Source organism: Pectobacterium quasiaquaticum (assembly GCF_014946775.2).
GTDB classification, from domain to species: Bacteria; Pseudomonadota; Gammaproteobacteria; order Enterobacterales; family Enterobacteriaceae; genus Pectobacterium; species Pectobacterium aquaticum.
In genome coordinates this window covers 1,838,695-1,857,505 of sequence record NZ_CP065177.1, presented here as the reverse complement: position 1 = coordinate 1,857,505, position 18,811 = coordinate 1,838,695, and the positions used below count along the sequence as shown (strand labels likewise).

14 protein-coding genes are annotated in these 18,811 nt (G+C 51.9%); 3 read left to right on the top strand and 11 right to left on the bottom strand.

Features of this window, described 5'->3' with window-relative positions:
- The first annotated feature begins 225 nt into the window (after positions 1-225).
- On the top strand, positions 226-1,341 hold the full coding sequence (locus tag IG609_RS08545; protein WP_284070736.1) for a porin: 1,116 nt from the start codon (positions 226-228) through the stop codon (positions 1,339-1,341).
- 310 nt (positions 1,342-1,651) lie between these two features.
- Positions 1,652-2,842: an amino acid aminotransferase gene (locus IG609_RS08540; protein WP_040032376.1), complete on the top strand. Its 1,191-nt coding sequence runs from the start codon at positions 1,652-1,654 to the stop codon at positions 2,840-2,842.
- Positions 2,843-2,913: 71 nt separating this feature from the next.
- Here IG609_RS08540 and IG609_RS08535 read toward each other — a convergent pair whose 3' ends face one another.
- The 7 genes from IG609_RS08535 to cmoM form a co-directional block, all read right to left on the bottom strand.
- Complete coding sequence (locus tag IG609_RS08535) at positions 2,914-3,561, bottom strand: MBL fold metallo-hydrolase (RefSeq protein ID WP_193400470.1); 648 nt, start codon at positions 3,559-3,561, stop codon at positions 2,914-2,916.
- 81 nt (positions 3,562-3,642) lie between these two features.
- The gene (gene mepK, locus IG609_RS08530; protein ID WP_193399391.1) at positions 3,643-4,191 is read right to left on the bottom strand and encodes a peptidoglycan L,D-endopeptidase MepK; all 549 of its coding nucleotides are present in this window, start codon (positions 4,189-4,191) and stop codon (positions 3,643-3,645) included.
- Positions 4,192-4,370: 179 nt separating this feature from the next.
- Positions 4,371-6,104: a L,D-transpeptidase gene (ldtD, locus tag IG609_RS08525; protein WP_477626160.1), complete on the bottom strand. Its 1,734-nt coding sequence runs from the start codon at positions 6,102-6,104 to the stop codon at positions 4,371-4,373.
- Between the two features lie 438 nt (positions 6,105-6,542).
- Entirely contained in the window at positions 6,543-10,982 is a 4,440-nt protein-coding gene (gene mukB, locus IG609_RS08520) for a chromosome partition protein MukB (RefSeq protein WP_193400468.1), read from the bottom strand.
- Positions 10,983-11,035: 53 nt separating this feature from the next.
- Positions 11,036-11,758 (bottom strand): chromosome partition protein MukE, encoded by a 723-nt coding sequence (gene mukE, locus IG609_RS08515; RefSeq protein ID WP_193399388.1) that lies wholly within the window; start codon positions 11,756-11,758, stop codon positions 11,036-11,038.
- Positions 11,739-13,064: a chromosome partition protein MukF gene (gene mukF, locus IG609_RS08510; protein ID WP_102116299.1), complete on the bottom strand. Its 1,326-nt coding sequence runs from the start codon at positions 13,062-13,064 to the stop codon at positions 11,739-11,741. The genes mukE and mukF overlap by 20 nt, the downstream gene beginning before the upstream one ends.
- Positions 13,061-13,846 (bottom strand): tRNA uridine 5-oxyacetic acid(34) methyltransferase CmoM, encoded by a 786-nt coding sequence (gene cmoM / locus IG609_RS08505; protein WP_193399387.1) that lies wholly within the window; start codon positions 13,844-13,846, stop codon positions 13,061-13,063. Before cmoM ends, mukF begins: the two co-directional genes overlap by 4 nt.
- A gap of 167 nt (positions 13,847-14,013) precedes the next feature.
- Between cmoM and elyC the strand changes: the two genes are divergently transcribed.
- A complete protein-coding gene (elyC, locus tag IG609_RS08500) occupies positions 14,014-14,862 on the top strand; it encodes an envelope biogenesis factor ElyC (RefSeq protein WP_193400466.1) in 849 nt (282 codons plus the stop codon).
- On the opposite strand, the gene IG609_RS08495 is transcribed toward elyC, so the two are convergent.
- The 4 genes from IG609_RS08495 to IG609_RS08480 form a co-directional block, all read right to left on the bottom strand.
- On the bottom strand, positions 14,814-15,707 hold the full coding sequence (locus IG609_RS08495) for a YcbJ family phosphotransferase (protein ID WP_193399385.1): 894 nt from the start codon (positions 15,705-15,707) through the stop codon (positions 14,814-14,816). The two genes, elyC and IG609_RS08495, sit on opposite strands and share 49 nt — an antisense overlap.
- Before the next feature lie 470 nt (positions 15,708-16,177).
- Positions 16,178-17,491, bottom strand: coding sequence for a pectate lyase PelN (gene pelN / locus IG609_RS08490; RefSeq protein ID WP_116155624.1), 1,314 nt, complete (start codon positions 17,489-17,491; stop codon positions 16,178-16,180).
- A gap of 306 nt (positions 17,492-17,797) precedes the next feature.
- Positions 17,798-18,550 (bottom strand): 3-deoxy-manno-octulosonate cytidylyltransferase, encoded by a 753-nt coding sequence (gene kdsB / locus IG609_RS08485; protein WP_193400464.1) that lies wholly within the window; start codon positions 18,548-18,550, stop codon positions 17,798-17,800.
- Positions 18,547-18,729 (bottom strand): Trm112 family protein, encoded by a 183-nt coding sequence (locus IG609_RS08480; protein WP_005967647.1) that lies wholly within the window; start codon positions 18,727-18,729, stop codon positions 18,547-18,549. Before IG609_RS08480 ends, kdsB begins: the two co-directional genes overlap by 4 nt.
- Positions 18,730-18,811: the final 82 nt, after the last annotated feature.

The window sequence follows — 18,811 nt, the reverse complement described above, 5'->3', positions numbered from 1 at the left end:
ATTTTTGTTATGCCTCACAAAGTTCCCTGATTTTTACATTTAGATACACATTATTCCCATTTGTTACTCGATTACGAAGTTTGTAGCATCTTTAGGGTGGATTAACTGGCGAGTGAATGGAAAACTGCGTTCAGACACAGGAAGACACCAAACTTTCAGGAATAGTTCCGTAAAGAATTATTTATGGCAGTGGCAGGTGTCTAAATAACACCAATGAGGGTAATAATGATGAAACGCAACATTCTTGCAGTAGTAATCCCAGCTCTGTTAGTCGCAGGCGCAGCAAACGCTGCTGAAGTTTATAACAAAGATGGCAACAAGCTGGATCTGACTGGTAAAGTTACCGCTAAACACTATTTCTCTGATGACAGCTCAAACAATGGCGATAAAACTTACGCTCGTTTAGGCTTCAAAGGCGAAACTCAGATCACCAGCGAACTGACTGGCTACGGTCGTTTCGAATATGAATTCAGCGCACGTAACGCTGAAGCAGACGGCGGCAAAAGTGACAAAACTCGCTATGCCTTCGCGGGTCTGAAATTCGCTGACTACGGTTCTTTCGACTACGGCCGTAACATGGGTATTGCATACGACTCACTGGCTTGGACCGACGTCCTGCCTGAATGGGGTGGTGATCAGTCTAACTCTGATAACTTCCTGACTGGCCGTTCTACCGGTGTTGCTACCTACCGTAATAAAAACTTCTTCGGCCTGGTTGATGGTTGGAACTTCGCTGTTCAATACCAAGGTAAAAACAGCAAAGACACCCTTAACAACCGTAGTAATGACAATGATTCTGATATCGATACTCAGAACGGCGACGGCTGGGGTATTTCTTCCTCCTACGAATCTGACATTGGCTTAGGTATTGTTGGTTCTTACTCAGCAGTTAACCGTACTGATGAGCAGAATGCACTGGCATCTGGATCTGGTCGTGGTAAAAAAGCTGAAGCATGGGGTACAGGTCTGAAATATGATGCTAACAGTATCTACTTGGCTGCTACCTACAATGAATTCCGCAACGTTAGCTATATCGATAAAACTGTAAACGGCGTTGCTACTGATTTTGCAGACAAAACCAAAGTTTTTGAAGCCGTTGCTCAATATAATTTCGACTTCGGTCTGACTCCGTCGCTGGGCTACGTACAAGCTAAAGCTCAGGACGATGCTAACAATCGTAACGATTACATCACCAAATATGTTAGCTTGGGTGCGACTTATGCATTCAACAAAAACATGTCTGTTTACACCGAATATGACATCAACTTGATCAAATCTGACAATGCCTATGGCCTTAAAGACGATGATAAAGTTGCTGTTGGCCTGACTTACCAGTTCTAAGTTGGCATCGCATAACGTAACGAGTTAATCGTTCGTCTTGCATGAAAAGGCAGAGCCTCGGCTCTGTCTTTTTTATTGTGTGCTGAGCAGCACCTTACGTCGCCAGCAATGCTAAAAAACGCTGCCAACGTTTTTTGTTTATGCTTTACGCCACGCTGCGCCAATTATTCTCGCCTAACCAGTCTTTTATTTCGTCTCTCTCGTTCTCCCTGTTATTTCCCTTTCTTTTTGACATCAACGGTTGGCAAAGCCTTTTACTGACGGTACTCTGAGAATTCTTATTTCATCTCAGTTATGGAACATTCTGGCAATGTTTGAAAATATCTCTGCCGCACCGGCCGATCCTATTCTCGGGCTGACCGATCTTTTCCGCGCCGATGACCGCGCGAATAAAATCAATCTGGGTATTGGTGTCTATAAAGATGAAACCGGTAAAACTCCGGTTCTGACAAGCGTAAAAAAAGCAGAACACTATCTGCTGGAAAATGAAACCACCAAAAATTATCTGGGCATTGACGGTCTGCCAGCATTCGGTCAGTGCACGCAGGAGCTGTTGTTTGGCAAGCAGAATGCCATCATTGCCGACAAACGTGCCCGTACGGCGCAAACGCCGGGCGGAACCGGTGCGCTGCGCGTAGCCGCTGATTTCATTGCCAATCAAACGTCTGCAAAACGTATTTGGATCAGCAACCCAACCTGGCCAAATCACAACAATGTCTTCTCCGCTGTCGGTTTGGAAGTCTGCCAGTACGACTACTACGATGCTGCAAACCATGCGCTGGATTTTGATGGCCTGCTGAATAGCCTGAACGCTGCCCAAGCGGGTGACGTAGTGCTGTTCCACGGCTGTTGCCATAACCCAACCGGTATCGATCCTACCGCTGAGCAGTGGGCTACGCTGGCTGAACTGTCAGTAGCCAAAGGCTGGCTGCCGCTGTTTGACTTCGCCTATCAGGGCTTTGCCCGTGGGCTCGAAGAAGATGCGGAAGGCCTGCGTCTCTTCGCTGCAAAACACGATGAACTGATCGTATGCAGTTCGTACTCTAAAAACTTCGGTTTGTACAATGAGCGCGTCGGTGCCTGCACGCTGGTTGCCGCTGATGCCGCAACGGCAGACAAAGCATTCAGCCAGGTGAAAGCCGCTATTCGCGCAAACTACTCCAACCCACCGTCACACGGCGCGACCGTTGTTGCGACCATTTTGGGCAACGACGCACTGAAGGCCATTTGGGAGCAGGAATTGACGGCGATGCGTGAGCGCATTCAGCGTATGCGTCAGCTGTTCGTTAATACCTTGCAGGAAAAAGGCGCGCAGCAGGATTTCTCCTTCATCATCGACCAGAATGGGATGTTCTCATTCAGCGGCTTGACCAAGGAGCAGGTTCTGCGTCTGCGTGACGAATTCGGCGTTTACGCGGTGAATTCTGGCCGTATCAACGTTGCAGGAATGACGCCAGAAAATATGGCTCCGCTCTGCGAAGCGATTGTTGCCGTACTCTGATTCTTCTGCAATCAAAAAAGCCGACACAGCATGTCGGCTTTTTTATTTCTGCGTTTGAAGTCTATAAAACACTACCAAATCGCGACATCTTCACGCAGGAAAGGGTTGGTCTTGCGTTCATGCCCTAAGGTCGACATCGGGCCGTGTCCCGGAATAAACGTCACATCGTCACCCAGCGGCAGCAGCTTGTTTTTGATGGACGCAATCAACGCCTGATGATCGCCCTGTGGGAAATCGGTACGCCCTACGCCACCGTTAAAAACCACATCACCCACCTGCGCCAGACGCGATTCCGCATCAAAGAAAACAATGTGGCCCGGAGTATGGCCTGGGCAATGGAAAACCGCCAGCGTCGTCTCGCCCACGTTAACCTCATCACCTTCCTGTAGCCAACGTGATGGCGTCAGCGACGCGCATTCTTCCAGACCAAACATCCGGCTCTGTGCCGGTAACCCTTCCAGCCAGAACGCATCTTCAATCTGCGGGCCAATAATTGCGACCTGATAGTGCTCGGCCAACTCGGCAGCCGCCCCCACATGATCCAGATGACCGTGCGTTAACAGAATCTGTTTAACCGAAATCCCTGCATCCGTGACGGCTCGTTTGATTTTTTCTGCATCACCACCGGGATCGACAATCGCCGCTTCATTGGTTTTTTCGCACCATAACAACGTGCAGTTCTGGCTAAATGCCGTCACCGGGACAATTTGATATTTCATATCACTCCATGTTGAATAAACTGAGCGGCTCGCGATGTCTTAGCGAGCCGAATCAAAAAAGTGTCGTGCTGTGGTAACAGATTACCAGGTGCGGACGGGGCCGGTATCGATGTGAACAAAATCGCTGTGTGGGTAGTAGCCAACGCCGCCGGCACGCATTTTCATCGCCGCTTTACGAATGTTAGCGAGTTGAACGCCTTCAATATGGAAATCCATCGCCTGCCCTTTCGTGTGGTAGCTCTGTTTTGCTACCCCTCGGCTATGCGCACGTAATTCGTTATTCGTATCTATCGCGCGATAACCCGAAATCAGCTGTATGGGCTTGTTGGTGCCCAACATCACCTGTAAGCGATAGAGCTGATCGAAAAGTTGAGGATCAATCGTTTTGACTTTATTGGCGCGATAGTCGCGGAAAAAGTGATTCAGGCGGGAAAGTTCTGACTTGTTATACCGTTTGCCATCAAAGAATTCCGTTTTCAGCAGCTCTCCGGTATTCAGATTGTTCAGCGTCAAAATTCGTGGTCGGGGTGTCGATAACGTTGCAAATGCCTGACCGGGAAGCAGTGCGATACCCAATGCGGCACCACCCAGTGCAAGCCACTTACGGCGATGATTGTCAATGTGATCCATAGAACAAGTACCCTGGCTAAAGAACGGTATAAAAGGAGGCACAAAACGTGCCGCCTTGAACCTTAACTGCCAGAGAAAAGTGAGTCAACCCGCTTTGCTTACGGGTTTGCGGGAGATCGCATCGATCCCCCGCAAAAACGATAAAATATCCATGCCGCTAATGCCCGTAATTTCAATACTTACTGAAGCAACAGTCCTGCTCTTGGCAGTACTTTCGCCCCAGCGCGAGCGGTGTCATCATAATTGTAAATATCTGTTCGGAACTGCGGTCTACCATCTTCAGCCACCCATGCGGTCAGATAATAAAGGTTGACCGGAATCCGATGTTTCATTGACACAAAGGTGGTATTGCCCTGATCCAGCGTGGAAGAAATACGACTATTATTCCAGCCCGCATCCTGCAATAACATGCTAGCCAGTTCCGATGCCTTATTAACCCGCACGCAGCCGGAGCTCAGCGCTCGAATATCGCGCTGGAACAGGTTGTGATTAGGCGTGTCGTGCAGATAAATCGCTTCTGAATTCGGCATATTAAATTTATAGCGTCCTAGCGAGTTATTCGCACCTGGGGCCTGACGCAGGCGATAGGGGAAGCGTTCTGCTGAAACCATCGGCCAATCGATCACAGAAGGATCGATCGCTTCAGCATCCTGACTCCAACCGGACAACACCGTGTAGCCATGACGCTCTAGATAACCGGGGTCACGCACGACTTTAGGAATGATATCCTGTCGAATAAGGGTCGTCGGAACATTCCACGGCGGATTAACCACGACGTTATACAGTGAACTGCTCATCAATGGCGTTTTGCGTTTAGGCTGCCCCACAATGACGCGCGATGATAAGCGTTCAGCGCCATCCTGATAATAGATCAATGAATAATTGGGGATGTTCACCATGATACCAGTGTGAACATTGTCTGGTAACAGGCGCAGACGCTGGATATTCAGCGCCAGCAGCGTCGCGCGCATTTGCGGGGACACATTGAGCCAGTCGCGGGTACGTTTACCAATAACGCCGTCATCCTCCAGCCCTTGCCAATGCTGGAAGCGCTTAACTGCGTCAACCAGTTCGCCAGTATAAGTGGCGTCGATAGCCGCGCCCTCGACCCGCGGAGCCTGCCTAGTCGATACTGTCGTCGCGGCGGTATTTTCGTTAAATAGCGTAATGCTCTCCGTTGAAGACAGCATGCCAGTACGTTGCAGAATTTCACGCAGTACCGCCAGTTCCCGACTCTGCTGTTCTGGGCGCAGAGACTCCGCCAGATTCAGGTTCGGCCACGGGCGATTGTCCGTCAGCATCGTCTTCAGCGCTGCATGCATTTTGGCATATTGCGAATGCTGGGGTGCCAGCGAAACGACATAAGCCGCGCTAGTGCCGGATTTCACGGCCTGTTGCCATTGCGCAACGATATTGAGCGCCGGCGATTGCAGACGGTAAGGCACGCTGCTGTACAACCAGTCATTACCGCTGCGTTCTACACCCGAGACGAACTGCAAATAGCCCAGCATCGCATCCGAGAGCACGGCATCGCGCGCAAATCCAGTCAATTGCGGATCGGTCAGCCAGGTTACCCACGTGGTGAACTGCGGCTGTACGCCCGCTATCGCCAATTCGGCCAACTGTTGTTGAAACTGTTGAACCGCACGGTTATCTGCCCACATGGGTTGCATCTGATGTTGAGCATAAAGCGATGATAAATCAGAGAGATAATGTAACGTCATACCGTGCGGCAGCGCGGCTAGAAGCCCTGCACGACCCTTTTCTACAGACACCACGCCCGCGCGTTGCGATAAGCCGGATACCACCGTCGGAGATGCTGCCAGCACCGAAAACGAAGGAGACAGGCTTCCGACCCAAATACAACCCACGCGTAACAGCAGCCTGACCATTTTTCGTTTATGTAACAACAACATCCATTTATCCCCTGTACTCATTAATCACTATGCTTTCACGACAATCCACGTTGGATATGGAAATAACAAACCGAATTCGCTCGTATACGGTCATACTGGCGTAAGCACATTCTTTAGTTTTTTTGTGTAGAAAACGAGAAAGAATGAAATATGAACATTTTTATATCGCGCCCGTTATTACGGTACGCCACCTTGCAACATAAAACCGCAAATCCTTCTACGGTCTGCATCGTTTTATCGTCAGTATATAAAGAGAAAAATATTTTTGCTTCTTCTTCTGGTTATTATCTTACGCGTTTGATGAAGCTATTCGCATCCAACATTCCCTTTACGCAACGCTTTACGAAAAAAATAAAGCCGCTTAAAAAAGCGGCTTTATCATTATAGAAGAACATAGCGGCAAGGTTTACAACGATCACCTTTACCGCTTCCCCACTATGAGGCTTGCTCTTGCGTCTCTGGCGCTTCCGTTCCGAAACCGCGCAGCCCGACCACATGGACGTGCTCGTTGTTCTGGTAGACTTTACGCACCAGCTTATAGGTGGTTCCCTTCTCGGGGCTGATGTTTTCCGGTGCCGCGATGACCAACTGCATTTCCAGCCGATCGCAGAGCTCGAACAGCGTCGCGATCGATTTGGCATCCAGACGCGCCGCCTCATCGAGGAAGAGCAGACGACATGGAATAATATCTTTACCGCGTAAACGCTTAGACTCTTCCTCCCAGCTCTGTACCACCATAACCAGAATCGACATCCCAGTACCGATGGCTTCCCCAGTCGACAGCGCCCCACTTTCCGCCCTTAGCCAACCATCCGCGCCACGGTTAACTTCAACTTCCATTTCAAGGTAGTTTCGGTAATCCAGCAGCTCTTCACCGATGGTTTGCGGCGTGCGCTGCCCCATGTCAATTTCAGGATTCAGGCGCTGATACAGTTTTGCCAACGCTTCCGAGAAGGTCAGACGGTTGCTGTTAAACAGATCCTGATGCATTTCCTGCTGTTCGGACAACACGTTGAGCAGCGTGGTATGCGCTTCGCGCACGTTGACGTTGAGGCGAACGCTCTTCACCTGACCAAATGCGACCGCTTGCAGCCCCTGGTTCAGCATCCGAATGCGGTTCTGCTCGCGCTGGATCGTTTTACGAATGATGTTTGCCACGCTGCGTGAGCTGATAGCCAGCATCTGCTCACGCGCCGTCAGCTCTTCCGTCAGACGGTTAAGCTCGATCTCCATCTGTTCAATCGCTTCTACCGGATCATCGGTGCGGATAATATCCTGACGAATACGCTCGCGCAGATGCTGGTAAACGGCGATATAGAACTGGATTTTGCGTTCGGGCCGCTTCGGATCTTCGGAAAGCCGCAGCACATCGCGCAGATGTTCGTTATCCGCAACCGCCAGACGCAGCGCCCCCAGCGCCTTATCCGACATAGACCGCAGTTCGTCACCTTCCATATAGGCAAGTTCACGACGGTGCAGACGACGCTCGACGCCGTTGTCTTTCACCAAACGCATAACCGCACACCAGCCTGCTTTCGCCGTCACAACCTGCTCACGCATCTGATGGTAATCACGCTCCAGTTTACGCAGCTTCTTCTGCAAACTGTCCATTTCTGCTTCACAGAACGTAATCTGTTTTTCCAACTGATTACGCCGCGAGCGGTTGGTGCTTAATGCGGCATGCAGCTCATCACGACGCTGACGAGCGCGCGCTTCGGCATCCGCATCCGCACGTACGCCGATATCCTGAAGTTCTTGCGTCAGTTCCTTCAGCATGTCCTGTTTGGCATCGTAAGAACTTTTCAGCGAGGCTTGAACCTGACTGTACTGCGTCAGCTGTGCCTGATGCTGGCGTAGCTGCTCACGCGCTTTTGTCCGTTCTGCTTCAGCCTGTTCTAAACGATGGCGCAGTTTGTCATTCAAGCCAGCATTCTCACCCAGCATTCCAGCTGAATCGGCATAGCTGAAGTGCGCGCGACGCTGCACAACTTCGGTCAACGCAAACGCCTGCTGTTTTGCCTGCCGCTGGGCGTTCTGCGCCTGCGCATAATCTTCCTGCAACTGCTCATGCTGCTGCGGGTCGCTTTGCAGGACAGAAACCAACGGTTCCAGCTTAGCCAGCGTTGCACCGTGCTGCTGAATGAAACGGGCAGACTCTTCCGTTTCATCCAGTTCCGCACGAATCTCTTCCACACGATCCTGCAATGTCTCATCGCAAAGCAGGCTAATGCGCGGAATCAGTTTATTCAGCTGTGCGCTGGCTTCTTTCGCCTGATCGTACTGCTGACGCTGCTGCTGGTTTTCGCCATCAAAGCTCGCCATCGCCCGATCCAGCTCGCCGCGACGGGCACTGAGCGTACGGATTTCCACTTCGGGATCGTCATCAAAAACAACGGCCAGATGGGTACCAATAAAGCGACCAAAAGACTGGTGCAAGCGCTGCGTTTTCTGCACGTCAAACGACAGCGTGGCATACTGTTCCGCCAGCGCTTCGCGCTCATCACGCAGGCTTTCCAGGCGCATTTCCCGCGCGGCGCGGCCAAACAGCGGCACTTCTGGGAAACGCGAATAACGCCACTGGCGCTCCGCGACTTTCACCACGACGGCACGTTCCAGCTCGTCAACGGCAAATACGCTGTCATCAAACGACTGCGGGTCCCCCTCGATCAGGTACAGATCTTCTGGACAGTCTTCCAGACCGGCAAGCTGATCGCGAACCAGCGAGAGATCGGATACCACAATGGCATGGCGGGAGGGGCCATACAGCGCCGAGAAGTACGGCGCATCATCCAACGTCACGTCATCATAAATCTCAGACAGCAGCACGCCGCCAAAGCGTTCCGCCAGCGCGTTCAGGCGCGGGTCTTCCGAACCACCGGGTTGACTCAGGCGCTCAATCTGCGCTTCGATCTGCCGTTTACGCGCAGCGATGTCATCACGTTCAACCGTGGTTTCACGCTCGCGCTCCAGCAACTGCTGCATGAACTCCGTTACCTGACGGCTATCTTCAAACGTTTCGCCGCTCTGCTCGCTCAACTGCGTCAGCATTTCCTGCGCAGCCAGCCAGACTGGTGCACGCGACGTCAGCTTCTGAATTCGCTGTTGGGTTTGCTCCAACTCCTGACGCAGCGCCATGCGACGCTCACCCGCTTCCGCCACCAGCGATGACAGCGTTTCTATGCGGGCATCAAGTTCTTGCTGGAGGGATTCCAGCTCTTCCGGTTGATAATCCTGACCGTTGCGTTTGCTGAAATCCTGCAATAACCGCTCGGCATCTTGCTGCTCACGCAGTCGCTGTTCCAACTCAGACAGACGCATCCGCAGCGGCTGTACCCGCTCCGCCTGATAGCGTTGTGAAGCGCTGTCACGCAGCAAATCGCGCGCAACCTGCCAGGCTTCGTTGCGATTCACCGCACCAGCAATCTTAGTCACCAGCTGATAGGCTTGTTCAAACTGGCCGTGCGCCGCATCGGCCACGCTCAGTTTCTGCTCCAGCAGCATCAAAATTTCTGTCGCTTCCTGCTCTTTGGCCTGATAGCTGTCCAGCCACTCATCCGCATTCTCAGCCGTTAAATCCGGCAACTGACATAGCGTGCGGGCACGTTCTAGCGCCTGCTGAGCTTGCTGGTACTGAATAGCACGCGTCTGCTGCACGTCCAACGCCTGCTGATAATCGGCAAGCTGGCTTTTCAGCTCATCCACTTCCAGCTCGGCAGCATCGGCACGTTCTTCATTTTCCGCCTGCTGCTCCCGTGCTTCTTCCACCACCTCGTTCTGTTCTTCGAGGCGATAGCTCAATTCTTCCAGATCGGCGTTATAGCGCTCGATTTTTTCCTGCTGGCGCATCGCTGTCTGCACCAGGTTCAGGTGGTCGCTGGCGGCCTGATAATCTGTTTCCAGATCGCCTTCGGCCTCGCTCTGCTCCGCCAGCTCCCGCGCCATTTCTACATGACGATATTGCTCGCTGGACAGTTGCTTACGGCTGGAGAACAGGTCACGACGCAGTTCCAACGCCCCATCCAGATGAATACGGCGCTCATTGGCGTGCCGCATGTAGTCGGCGGCAACATAGGAAGTCGCTTCAGAGATCAGGTGCTTAAACAGATCGCGATCGGACTGGGTGACGCGAATCGCCTCCAGCGTCATGCGGTTTTCACGCAGCGCGGCTTCCATATCCTGAAACGCTTTCCGTACGCCGCTGTTTTCCGGCAGCAGGTAGTCACGCAGTGAGCGAGTAATCGCGCTGGAAATACCGCCGTACAGCGACGCTTCGATCAGACGATAGAACTTACTGCGATCGGAAGCAGAACGCAGACGACGCGGCACCACGCCCAAATCAAACATCAGCGAGTGATAGTCGGTGATGGAGTTAAACTGCTTGAACTGAACGCCTTCCATCTCTTCGACGCGCTCTTTCAGTTCCTGCAATGAGAGCACGCGGGCCTGACGATCGCCGACCACCTGCGTCAGAATTTGCGTCGGCTGTATCGCCGTCGGTAATCCCTGAATGGTGAAAGGCTTGATGTCGACTTTACGGTCGCGCCCTGCCACCTGCTGGAGACGGACCCCAACCAGAACGCGCTGATGACGTGAGTTAACGACATCCAGCGTGGAGTAGCAGACGCCGGCACGCAATTTACCGTGCAGACCTTTATCGCGTGAGCCGCTAGTGGCACCGGCTTCGGTGGTGTTCCTGAAGTGCAACAGCGTCAGGTCAGGGATCAGCGCCGTAATAAAGGCGGCCATCGTGGTGGATTTCCCGGCACCGTTACCACCGGATAGCGTGGTAACCAGTTCATCCAGATCGAAGGTGCGGGCGAAAAAGCCGTTCCAGTTGACCAGCGTTAGTGAGCGAAATTTACCGCGTTCAATCATTCCTGTTCATCCTCAACACTGAGAGCCCATCCCAGTAGGAATGGGATAAGCTCTTATTCATCCTCGCCCGTTTCTGGCGCGGTATCATCGGTGCGATCGTTGTCGTCGCTGTCATCTTTCAGCGACAAACTACCTTCAACAGGCATCGCTTCACCATCGCGAATCATGCGTAGCTGTGCTTCGCGGGCATCATCGCCGCTGCGCACATCAGCCCCGAAGCGGAACACCGATTCAGTAATTCTGAATTTGCTGCTGTCATTGCCCATAAAGTAGATCATGCCTAACCGACGTAAGCGGTTAAGTGAGGTTCTGACTTTTTCTTGCAATTTTTGGCGATCCAGATCGGAACCGGTAGAACGCTGGTTAACCAACTTCAGCAGTTTGCTTTCATCCGCCAGACTCAGCAGCTCTTCATACAGTTCTTGCTGGCTGAAAATGCCTTCGTGCGCCAAACGTTCCGGGCTCAGATAGAGATAGCAGAGAATTTTCCCTACCATCATATCCAGCTCAGACAATACCGAGCGCGGGATCAGCGTGGTAGAACGCGGACGCAGATAGAAAAATCCTTCCGGCGCGCGGATCAATTCCACGTTATAACGGCTGTAGAAGGCTTCCAGCACCTCCTGAAAATCCATCAAAAATACGTGGTTTTCCAGTTCTTCAATACCAATATGGCGACCAGCGCGCAATTGGCTGTCCAGCGCAGGAAAGAGGTTATTCGACAGCGCAGTTGCGAGCTTCACTGGCATAAATTGTTCAATATTTGTCGATGACATGGGCCTGCACCTTGGCTCCGTAATCATTGATCGCCTGCCACAATGCAGGCAATCCTGTGAAATCTGTTTCGGCTACGCCCAGACGTACAGCCTGGTCGACCACGATTCGGGCAACATCAAAATGCCGCGAGCGAGGATGCTGCGCGAGGTACTCACGCATCACTTCACTCAAATCCAGCGGGATCTGTTGCGCTTTATATTTATGCAGCGCCTGCTCGACCAGCGCGATTAACTGCTCGCGCATTTCACTAAACTCTTCGTATTCCAGCTCCGGCGGCAGTTCACCGGTGACTTCTTCACTACGCAGCGTCAGCTCTTCGTCGCGCATATCCAGCAGGCGATCGGCATTGGCGAACGTCAGCGCCCAAGGGCTATCGAAATAGCTCTGCACCGACTGACGCAACCGCTGGGCAAAGACGCGGTTTTTATCCATATCAATCGCGGTACGGATAAACTTATGTACGTGGCGGTCATAACCAATCCACAGATCTATCGTCTGCTGTCCCCAGCTCACAATGCGATCGAGTTTGTTTTGCAGGTCAAACACCAGCTTGTCGACAAATTCCAGATTATGCGGATTATTCATAATCGCATCCTGAATGCTCAACAAGCTCGTCTGCAATTTGTCGCCAGCGGCTTCCAGCGTATCCTGCAACTCACGCAGCGTCGATGACGTTTCCGTCAGCAGTTGTTCACAGCTACTGATCGCTGCTCGCCAGTCCTGATTTAACAGCGCGGCGATATCGTCTTTAACACCCTGCTGCTGCTCATCCATTACGCGCTGTGACAGATCGATACTGTCAAAAATTTCTGCAACGGAGTATTTCAGCGGCGCAAAGACGTTGCGGTGCCAGTGAAACTCATCACCATCTTCCTCCGCCGCATCAGCGGCACGGCTGAGCTCTTGCGCCACGATAGAGAGCTGCATAGAAAGGCGCAGCGTCGAGAACTCACGCTGCCGGATGTAGTAATCGGTAATGCCAATCCCCAGCGGCGTCAGACGATAAATCGCATGACCTTCGGCCTGCTCGCTGGTAAAGCGGTTAAGCAAGCGCTGGCGCACCAGATCGTTAATCGCGTTATTGGCGCGAAGGGTAATGGTTTCGTTCGTCTGATCAAATCCCTGACTCACGTGACGGAAGGCATCAATCAACTCACCTTCACTCATTTCACCATCCATGCGTTCGCCGTTAAGCGTGGCAATCGCCATCAAAAACGCCAGACGTTCGGTGGGGAGAGAAATGGAGAAATCGTTTTTTCGTGCCCAGGCGACCAGTTCGGGTACAGTCTGGGAAAAATCACTCATAATGCATCCTTTAAATGGGGTTTATGCGCCATGACATGGATATAACGGCCCAAACTCACAAAAGGCTCTTGCCGACAATACCGCTGTTCAATCTCCAGAATGTCGTCAAATTTCTCAACTTGCTGCTGTTTGTTTTTCAAGTAGTCATGAAACACGCGCACGCCAGTTTTCCCGCTAATGGTCAGCCCCATCTCATCAAGCCAGCCGTACACATCTTGCGGGTTCAACGGGTGATCCGGCGAGAGCGAGCGCCGTTTGCCCTTAGGCATTCCGGCCTGAACATAATCAAAATTGCCCACCACCATGTTACGCATCAACAGCCCATGATGGTTATAGAACATCAGGGACAAGGCCCCCCCCAGTGACAGGCAATCGTACAGTGTTTTCAGTACCTGCTGCGGTTGCGCGACCCACTCCAGCACCGCATGGAACAATATCAGATCGGCGGGGCTATCCATATATTGCGCGACATCCTGTGCGGCACACTGCACAAAACGCATATTATGCGTAACGCCCTGTTCCGCTGCCGCATTTTTGGCGCGCTGAATCATCTCACCGGAGACATCGCACAACAATACCTGATGTCCTAAAGCCGCCAGACGACAAGCCATCTGCCCTTCACCGCCTCCCGCATCAAGGATGCGCAAAGGCCGCGCCGGAAGTCGGGTCAAAAGATCGCTAAGATCCTGCCACAATACCGCCAGCCGAAGTCTCCCCTTCGTCGTGCCATAGATATTCTGAGCAAATTTTTCGGCGATATCGTTAAAATTGCGATCCTGCATCAGTCAGTGTTCCGCATCATATAAACGGGGGATCTCGTGCAGGACATGTCTGCGCGATGCGATTTTTTACAGTCTGCCATTTTGGCACAGGCTGGCTTAGAATAAATGGCCTTACCGCATGATATCTTCCCAAATGCGGTTTTTTCACTCAAAAGGAATGCAATTTTATGCTTTTCACACTCAAAAAGTTCGTCGGTGGCCTTCTTCAGCCCCTGCCATTGCTATTGCTTCTGATGGGTGTTGGCCTGTTGCTGCTTTGGTTTACCCAGCGGCAGCGCACGGGAAAAGCGATAATAGTAGCCAGTTGGCTGATACTTATTCTGCTCAGCCTGCAACCTGTTGCCGATCGACTGCTATTACCATTGGAATCACACTACCCAACCTGGCGACAAACGCCGCAGGCGAGCAAAGCCGACTATATTGTCGTGCTAGGCGGGGGATATACCTATAACGCGGAATGGGCACCCAGTTCTAATCTCATCAGCAACAGCCTCCCGCGCGTCACGGAAGGCGTTCGCCTTTATCATGCCAATCCCGGCGCAAAGTTGATTTTTACCGGTGGAGCCGCACAGGGTAACCCTGTCAGCAGCGCGAAAACCGCGGCGCTGGTCGCCGAAAGTCTGGGCATTCCCCAGCAGGACATTATCATTCTGGATACGCCAAGGGATACGGAAGAGGAAGCGGCAGCAACCGCTAAGATTGTTGGCGAACGCCCTTTCTTGCTGGTGACCTCGGCCAATCATTTGCCTCGTGCCATGCGATTTTTCCAGGCTCAAGGGCTAGCGCCGATTCCCGCGCCAGCCAATCAGATGGCGATAACCTCCGCGCTCAACCCGTGGGAAAAAGTGTTCCCTTCCGCTTACTATCTATCGCACAGCGAACGAGCCTGGTATGAAACGCTCGGTCGACTCTGGCAGGCACTGAAGGGAACCTCGGCAGCACAGCACGACGCGGAACATCCGCGGGCTCACTCCAACCAGGGAGATAGCTCTCGGGAAGCGACGTCAAACAGCTGACGGTCTAGCTGTCCCGTGTGGATATAGCGGGATACGGCTTCCCAAATGACATAGAGCCAGCGCCGGTAGACAAAGGATTCAGATACCGGTGCCTGTTTCAGGTAGTGATAAAGCAGTTGCTCCGGCATGCCGGATTCACAAAGTCGGAAGAGTTCATACTCTCTGGGCGCCCACAGCATCATTCCCGGATTGATCATGGCCAATAGCTGATCGCTACGTGCGTCCTTCAACATACTGCGCAGCGACAGGTTACCGTGTACCAACACACAGCCATCTTCGAAATCGTCAAACAACCTCTCTAAGCACTGGCGCGAACGATAAAGCACGCTCCGGTCCTGCTGCGTAAGCAGTGGTGCATTGACATTGAGTAACGTGGACCACAGTACTTCCAGACGCTGTTGATACCAACTGAACCAGTCATTGTCTTGCGTGCTGTCCACGGAGCCGACGCAGCCATGGCTATCAATTCGGTGCCAGGCCAATACATTTTCAACAATTTGATCCATCAGCAGCGTCCAACGCTGGCCGTTTCGTGGCGGCGCTTCCACCGACACGCCGCGCAAGCGCTCAATCAGCAGCAGTTCTCGATAAGGCTGCTGTTGTGTCACCACCAGCCCATAAACGGTTGGTAGACGCACGTCGCCCTCACGCGCCAGCATCGAGAGTTTGTAAGCTTCCTGCTGCGCCACACCCTGACAAACATAACTTTTAGCCAACAAAGGAATGGCGTTGCCTTCTTTATCATACAAGGCATACAAATCCGCATACGGCTGTTCGCTTATACGCTCAAGTCGGCTGAGGCTTTCCCCTAACACCGTACTGAGTTCCGATTTCAATTGTTCCATAAACGGCAATACCTCAGTTGAGCCAAATAGCTCCATTCACCATGATGCGGCGAGCGGATGACAAATACTTCAACGCAGATCAAATATACTCGTCATACTTCAAGTTGCATGTGCGTTGGCATCGTTCAAATACTCGGCCCGTCGTGGGCCTCGCCCTGAAGGGCCGCTGCAAGCAGCGTTCAAATCTGCTCCCGACAGATTTGTCACCCGAATCACTTACCTATGTAAGCTCATCGGGATGAAATGAGAGACATCCTGTCTCTCACCGAAGGCCAGCCTTTGGCTGGTCAAATTCGTTCCCGACGAATTTGTCCTTCACTTGCCGCCTTCCTGAAACTCGAATTATTTAGAGTATAAGCGGGGGGATCAATGGCGGCAGGGATAACGCCCTGCGGGGTTGTTGCAGCGATATTCCCTACTCGTCAGCAGGGAATATCGGAGTGACAGGCTAGCGTGTTAACTCGCTGCCATTATTCGCGCTCAAAGGCACCCAGATCTGGGGCAGATCCTTTGTAAGGCAGTTTGACATCCCCACCCTTGTTGATCAGCGCGCTACCCGAAGCAAGACGCAGGCTTTTCAGTACTGGCAAGCTGCCGTCAGCCTGACGTGGTGCGTCCCATCCGGTCACGGAAACGCTCTCGAAGTCAGAATCTGATACCGCAATTTTTAGATCCCACGAGTTATAGCGCATGTTCGCGCCATCGGAGAACGACAGGTCTTTACCACCGTGAGAAACGTTGTTGCGCAGCGTACCCAGCCCAATCGCTTTTCCGTTTGCATCGATGCCGCGGATAGTAAAGTTCGGGTTATTTTTATAGCCCGTGTTGTTGAAGAAATCGTTCGCTACCGGATGGTGATTGGCATAAAAACCCGCTGCTTTATTTAAAAACGCAACCGAGTTACGCACGGTATGTTTCACCGCATTTGCCACATAAACACCACCGTAGCCACCGATTTTAAAACCGTTACCGTTACCCGCAGCCAGTGACTGTGTCGTCCCCGGTAAATAACCGTGCGACCAGGCCCAGGAATTTTCAATCAGTACCGGAGAATAAGCATTAATTAAATCGAAGCCATCATCCGAGTTTGACCACGCACGGCAGCCGCGGAAAATATTACCCGGTTGGTTAGCAGGGATATGCGCACCAAAGCCATCACCACTTTGGCCAGCACCATTAGAGGTCAGTGGATCGTAATTATGGTGAGAGTCGCTATTCAATACCAGATTATTCCCCCCTCGCTGGATGAACAGCCCGGTTCCCATAATATGGTGAATATTCAACTGCTCGAATATATTATTGCTGCCCCTTATCCACACCCCCCAGGATTCATGGTTAAGGTTATTACGCTGTGGGACACCGGTTATTTCCAGCCCTTTTACGGAAACCCAATCTGCAACGACGTTGAACCCTTTAACCCGGCAATCATCCTGCATCTGGCTGAAATCAAAAATCGGCACTTCCCCGCTAGAGGCCCAATACTCAATGCGCTTACCTTCAGTGCCGCTCTTACTCAGCGTGATCGCGTTCACCACATCGGTACGCGTCGTACAGACGTTTAGCCCTTTGGTAAATACATATTTACCGCCACGGATCCACAGGCGGTCGCCAGGGTTTAATGTTTTCTGTGCACGGTCGATTGTTTTCCAGGGCGAGTTTTTACTGCCGTTATTCGCGTCGTCGCCGTTGGGAGCCATGTAATAAACCGCCGCGCTGCTGCCCGCGGCAGCCCCCATTAACATGCCGCCGAGAAGAATTTTTGCGATGTAACGTTTAGCATTCATATCATTACCGTCCTTAGTTGAAATAACAAAACGCCATGCAAAAACATGGCGAATTGATAGTAGCATTTAACTATGAAAATAAAAGTTCCCCTCGCGGGGATTCAATTCAGCATGGGAATAAACCATCCGCATAAATAAAGCGACGCCGCGTAATTTAAGAATTTTTAAGAATAGTTATCTAAATAAGTGCTAAATAATTTAAAAGATAAAGTATCCTATTAAGAGAAACGTCATGGGGGAAAGCCTATTCCGGCAAGAGAATAGATTCCCCCATGACGTGCTTATAACCAGCGGGTATGGTAGGACTTACTGACTCGCCATGACATGCCGTACGCGGGCCAGATCTTCTGGGGTATCCACGCCGACGCTAGGAATGGCTTTGGCGACCGCAACATGAATCTTCTCGCCGTACCACAGCACGCGTAGTTGCTCCAGTAATTCGATTTGCTCTAGTTGGCTCGGTGCCCAAGTGACATAACGACGCACAAAGCCCGCACGGTAAGCATAGATACCGATATGGCGCAGGAAGTGATCGCCAATGGTTTCCTTAGACTGAGCAAAACGCTCTCTGTCCCAGGGAATAGTCGCACGGGAAAAATACAGCGCGTATCCTTCAGCGTCGGTAACGACTTTTACCGCATTCGGATTGAATGCTTCTTCACTGGTTTCAATCGGCACCGCCAGTGTCGCCATTCCTGCTTTACTGGCAGCGAGATTTTCCGCTACCTGACGAATGATAACGGAAGGAATGAGCGGTTCATCGCCCTGAACGTTCACGATGATGTCATCATCAGTAAAACCGTAACGTTCGATGACTTCAGCCAGACGCTCCGTACCAGAATTATGATCGGCACGGGTCAGGCACACTTCACCACCGGCTTGCTGCACGGCAGCCTCGACGTCAGGATGATCGGTGGCCACAATAACGCGCTGTGCCCCCGATTCCAGCGCCCGTTCCATCACATGGACGACCATTGGTTTGCCGTTGATGTCCGCCAGCGGTTTACCCGGCAGTCGGCTTGACGCAAAACGCGCAGGAATGATCACAGTAAAGGTCATTGTGTTATCTCATCAGCCCCCAGTTTACGCGCCTCATTTTCCAGCAGCACAGGGATACCATCACGAACCGGATAGGCCAAACCATCGACCTTGCATATCAGTTCCAATTTCTCTTTATTAAAGTACAGCCGACCATTACAAACCGGACAGGCAACAATCTCAAGTAAACGGTGATCCATGCTTCCTCCATCTTTGACCGATCGATGACCGGCATGTTCTTTCTCGCTACAGCAGCGATCTAATAAGGTGATATCCACAAGG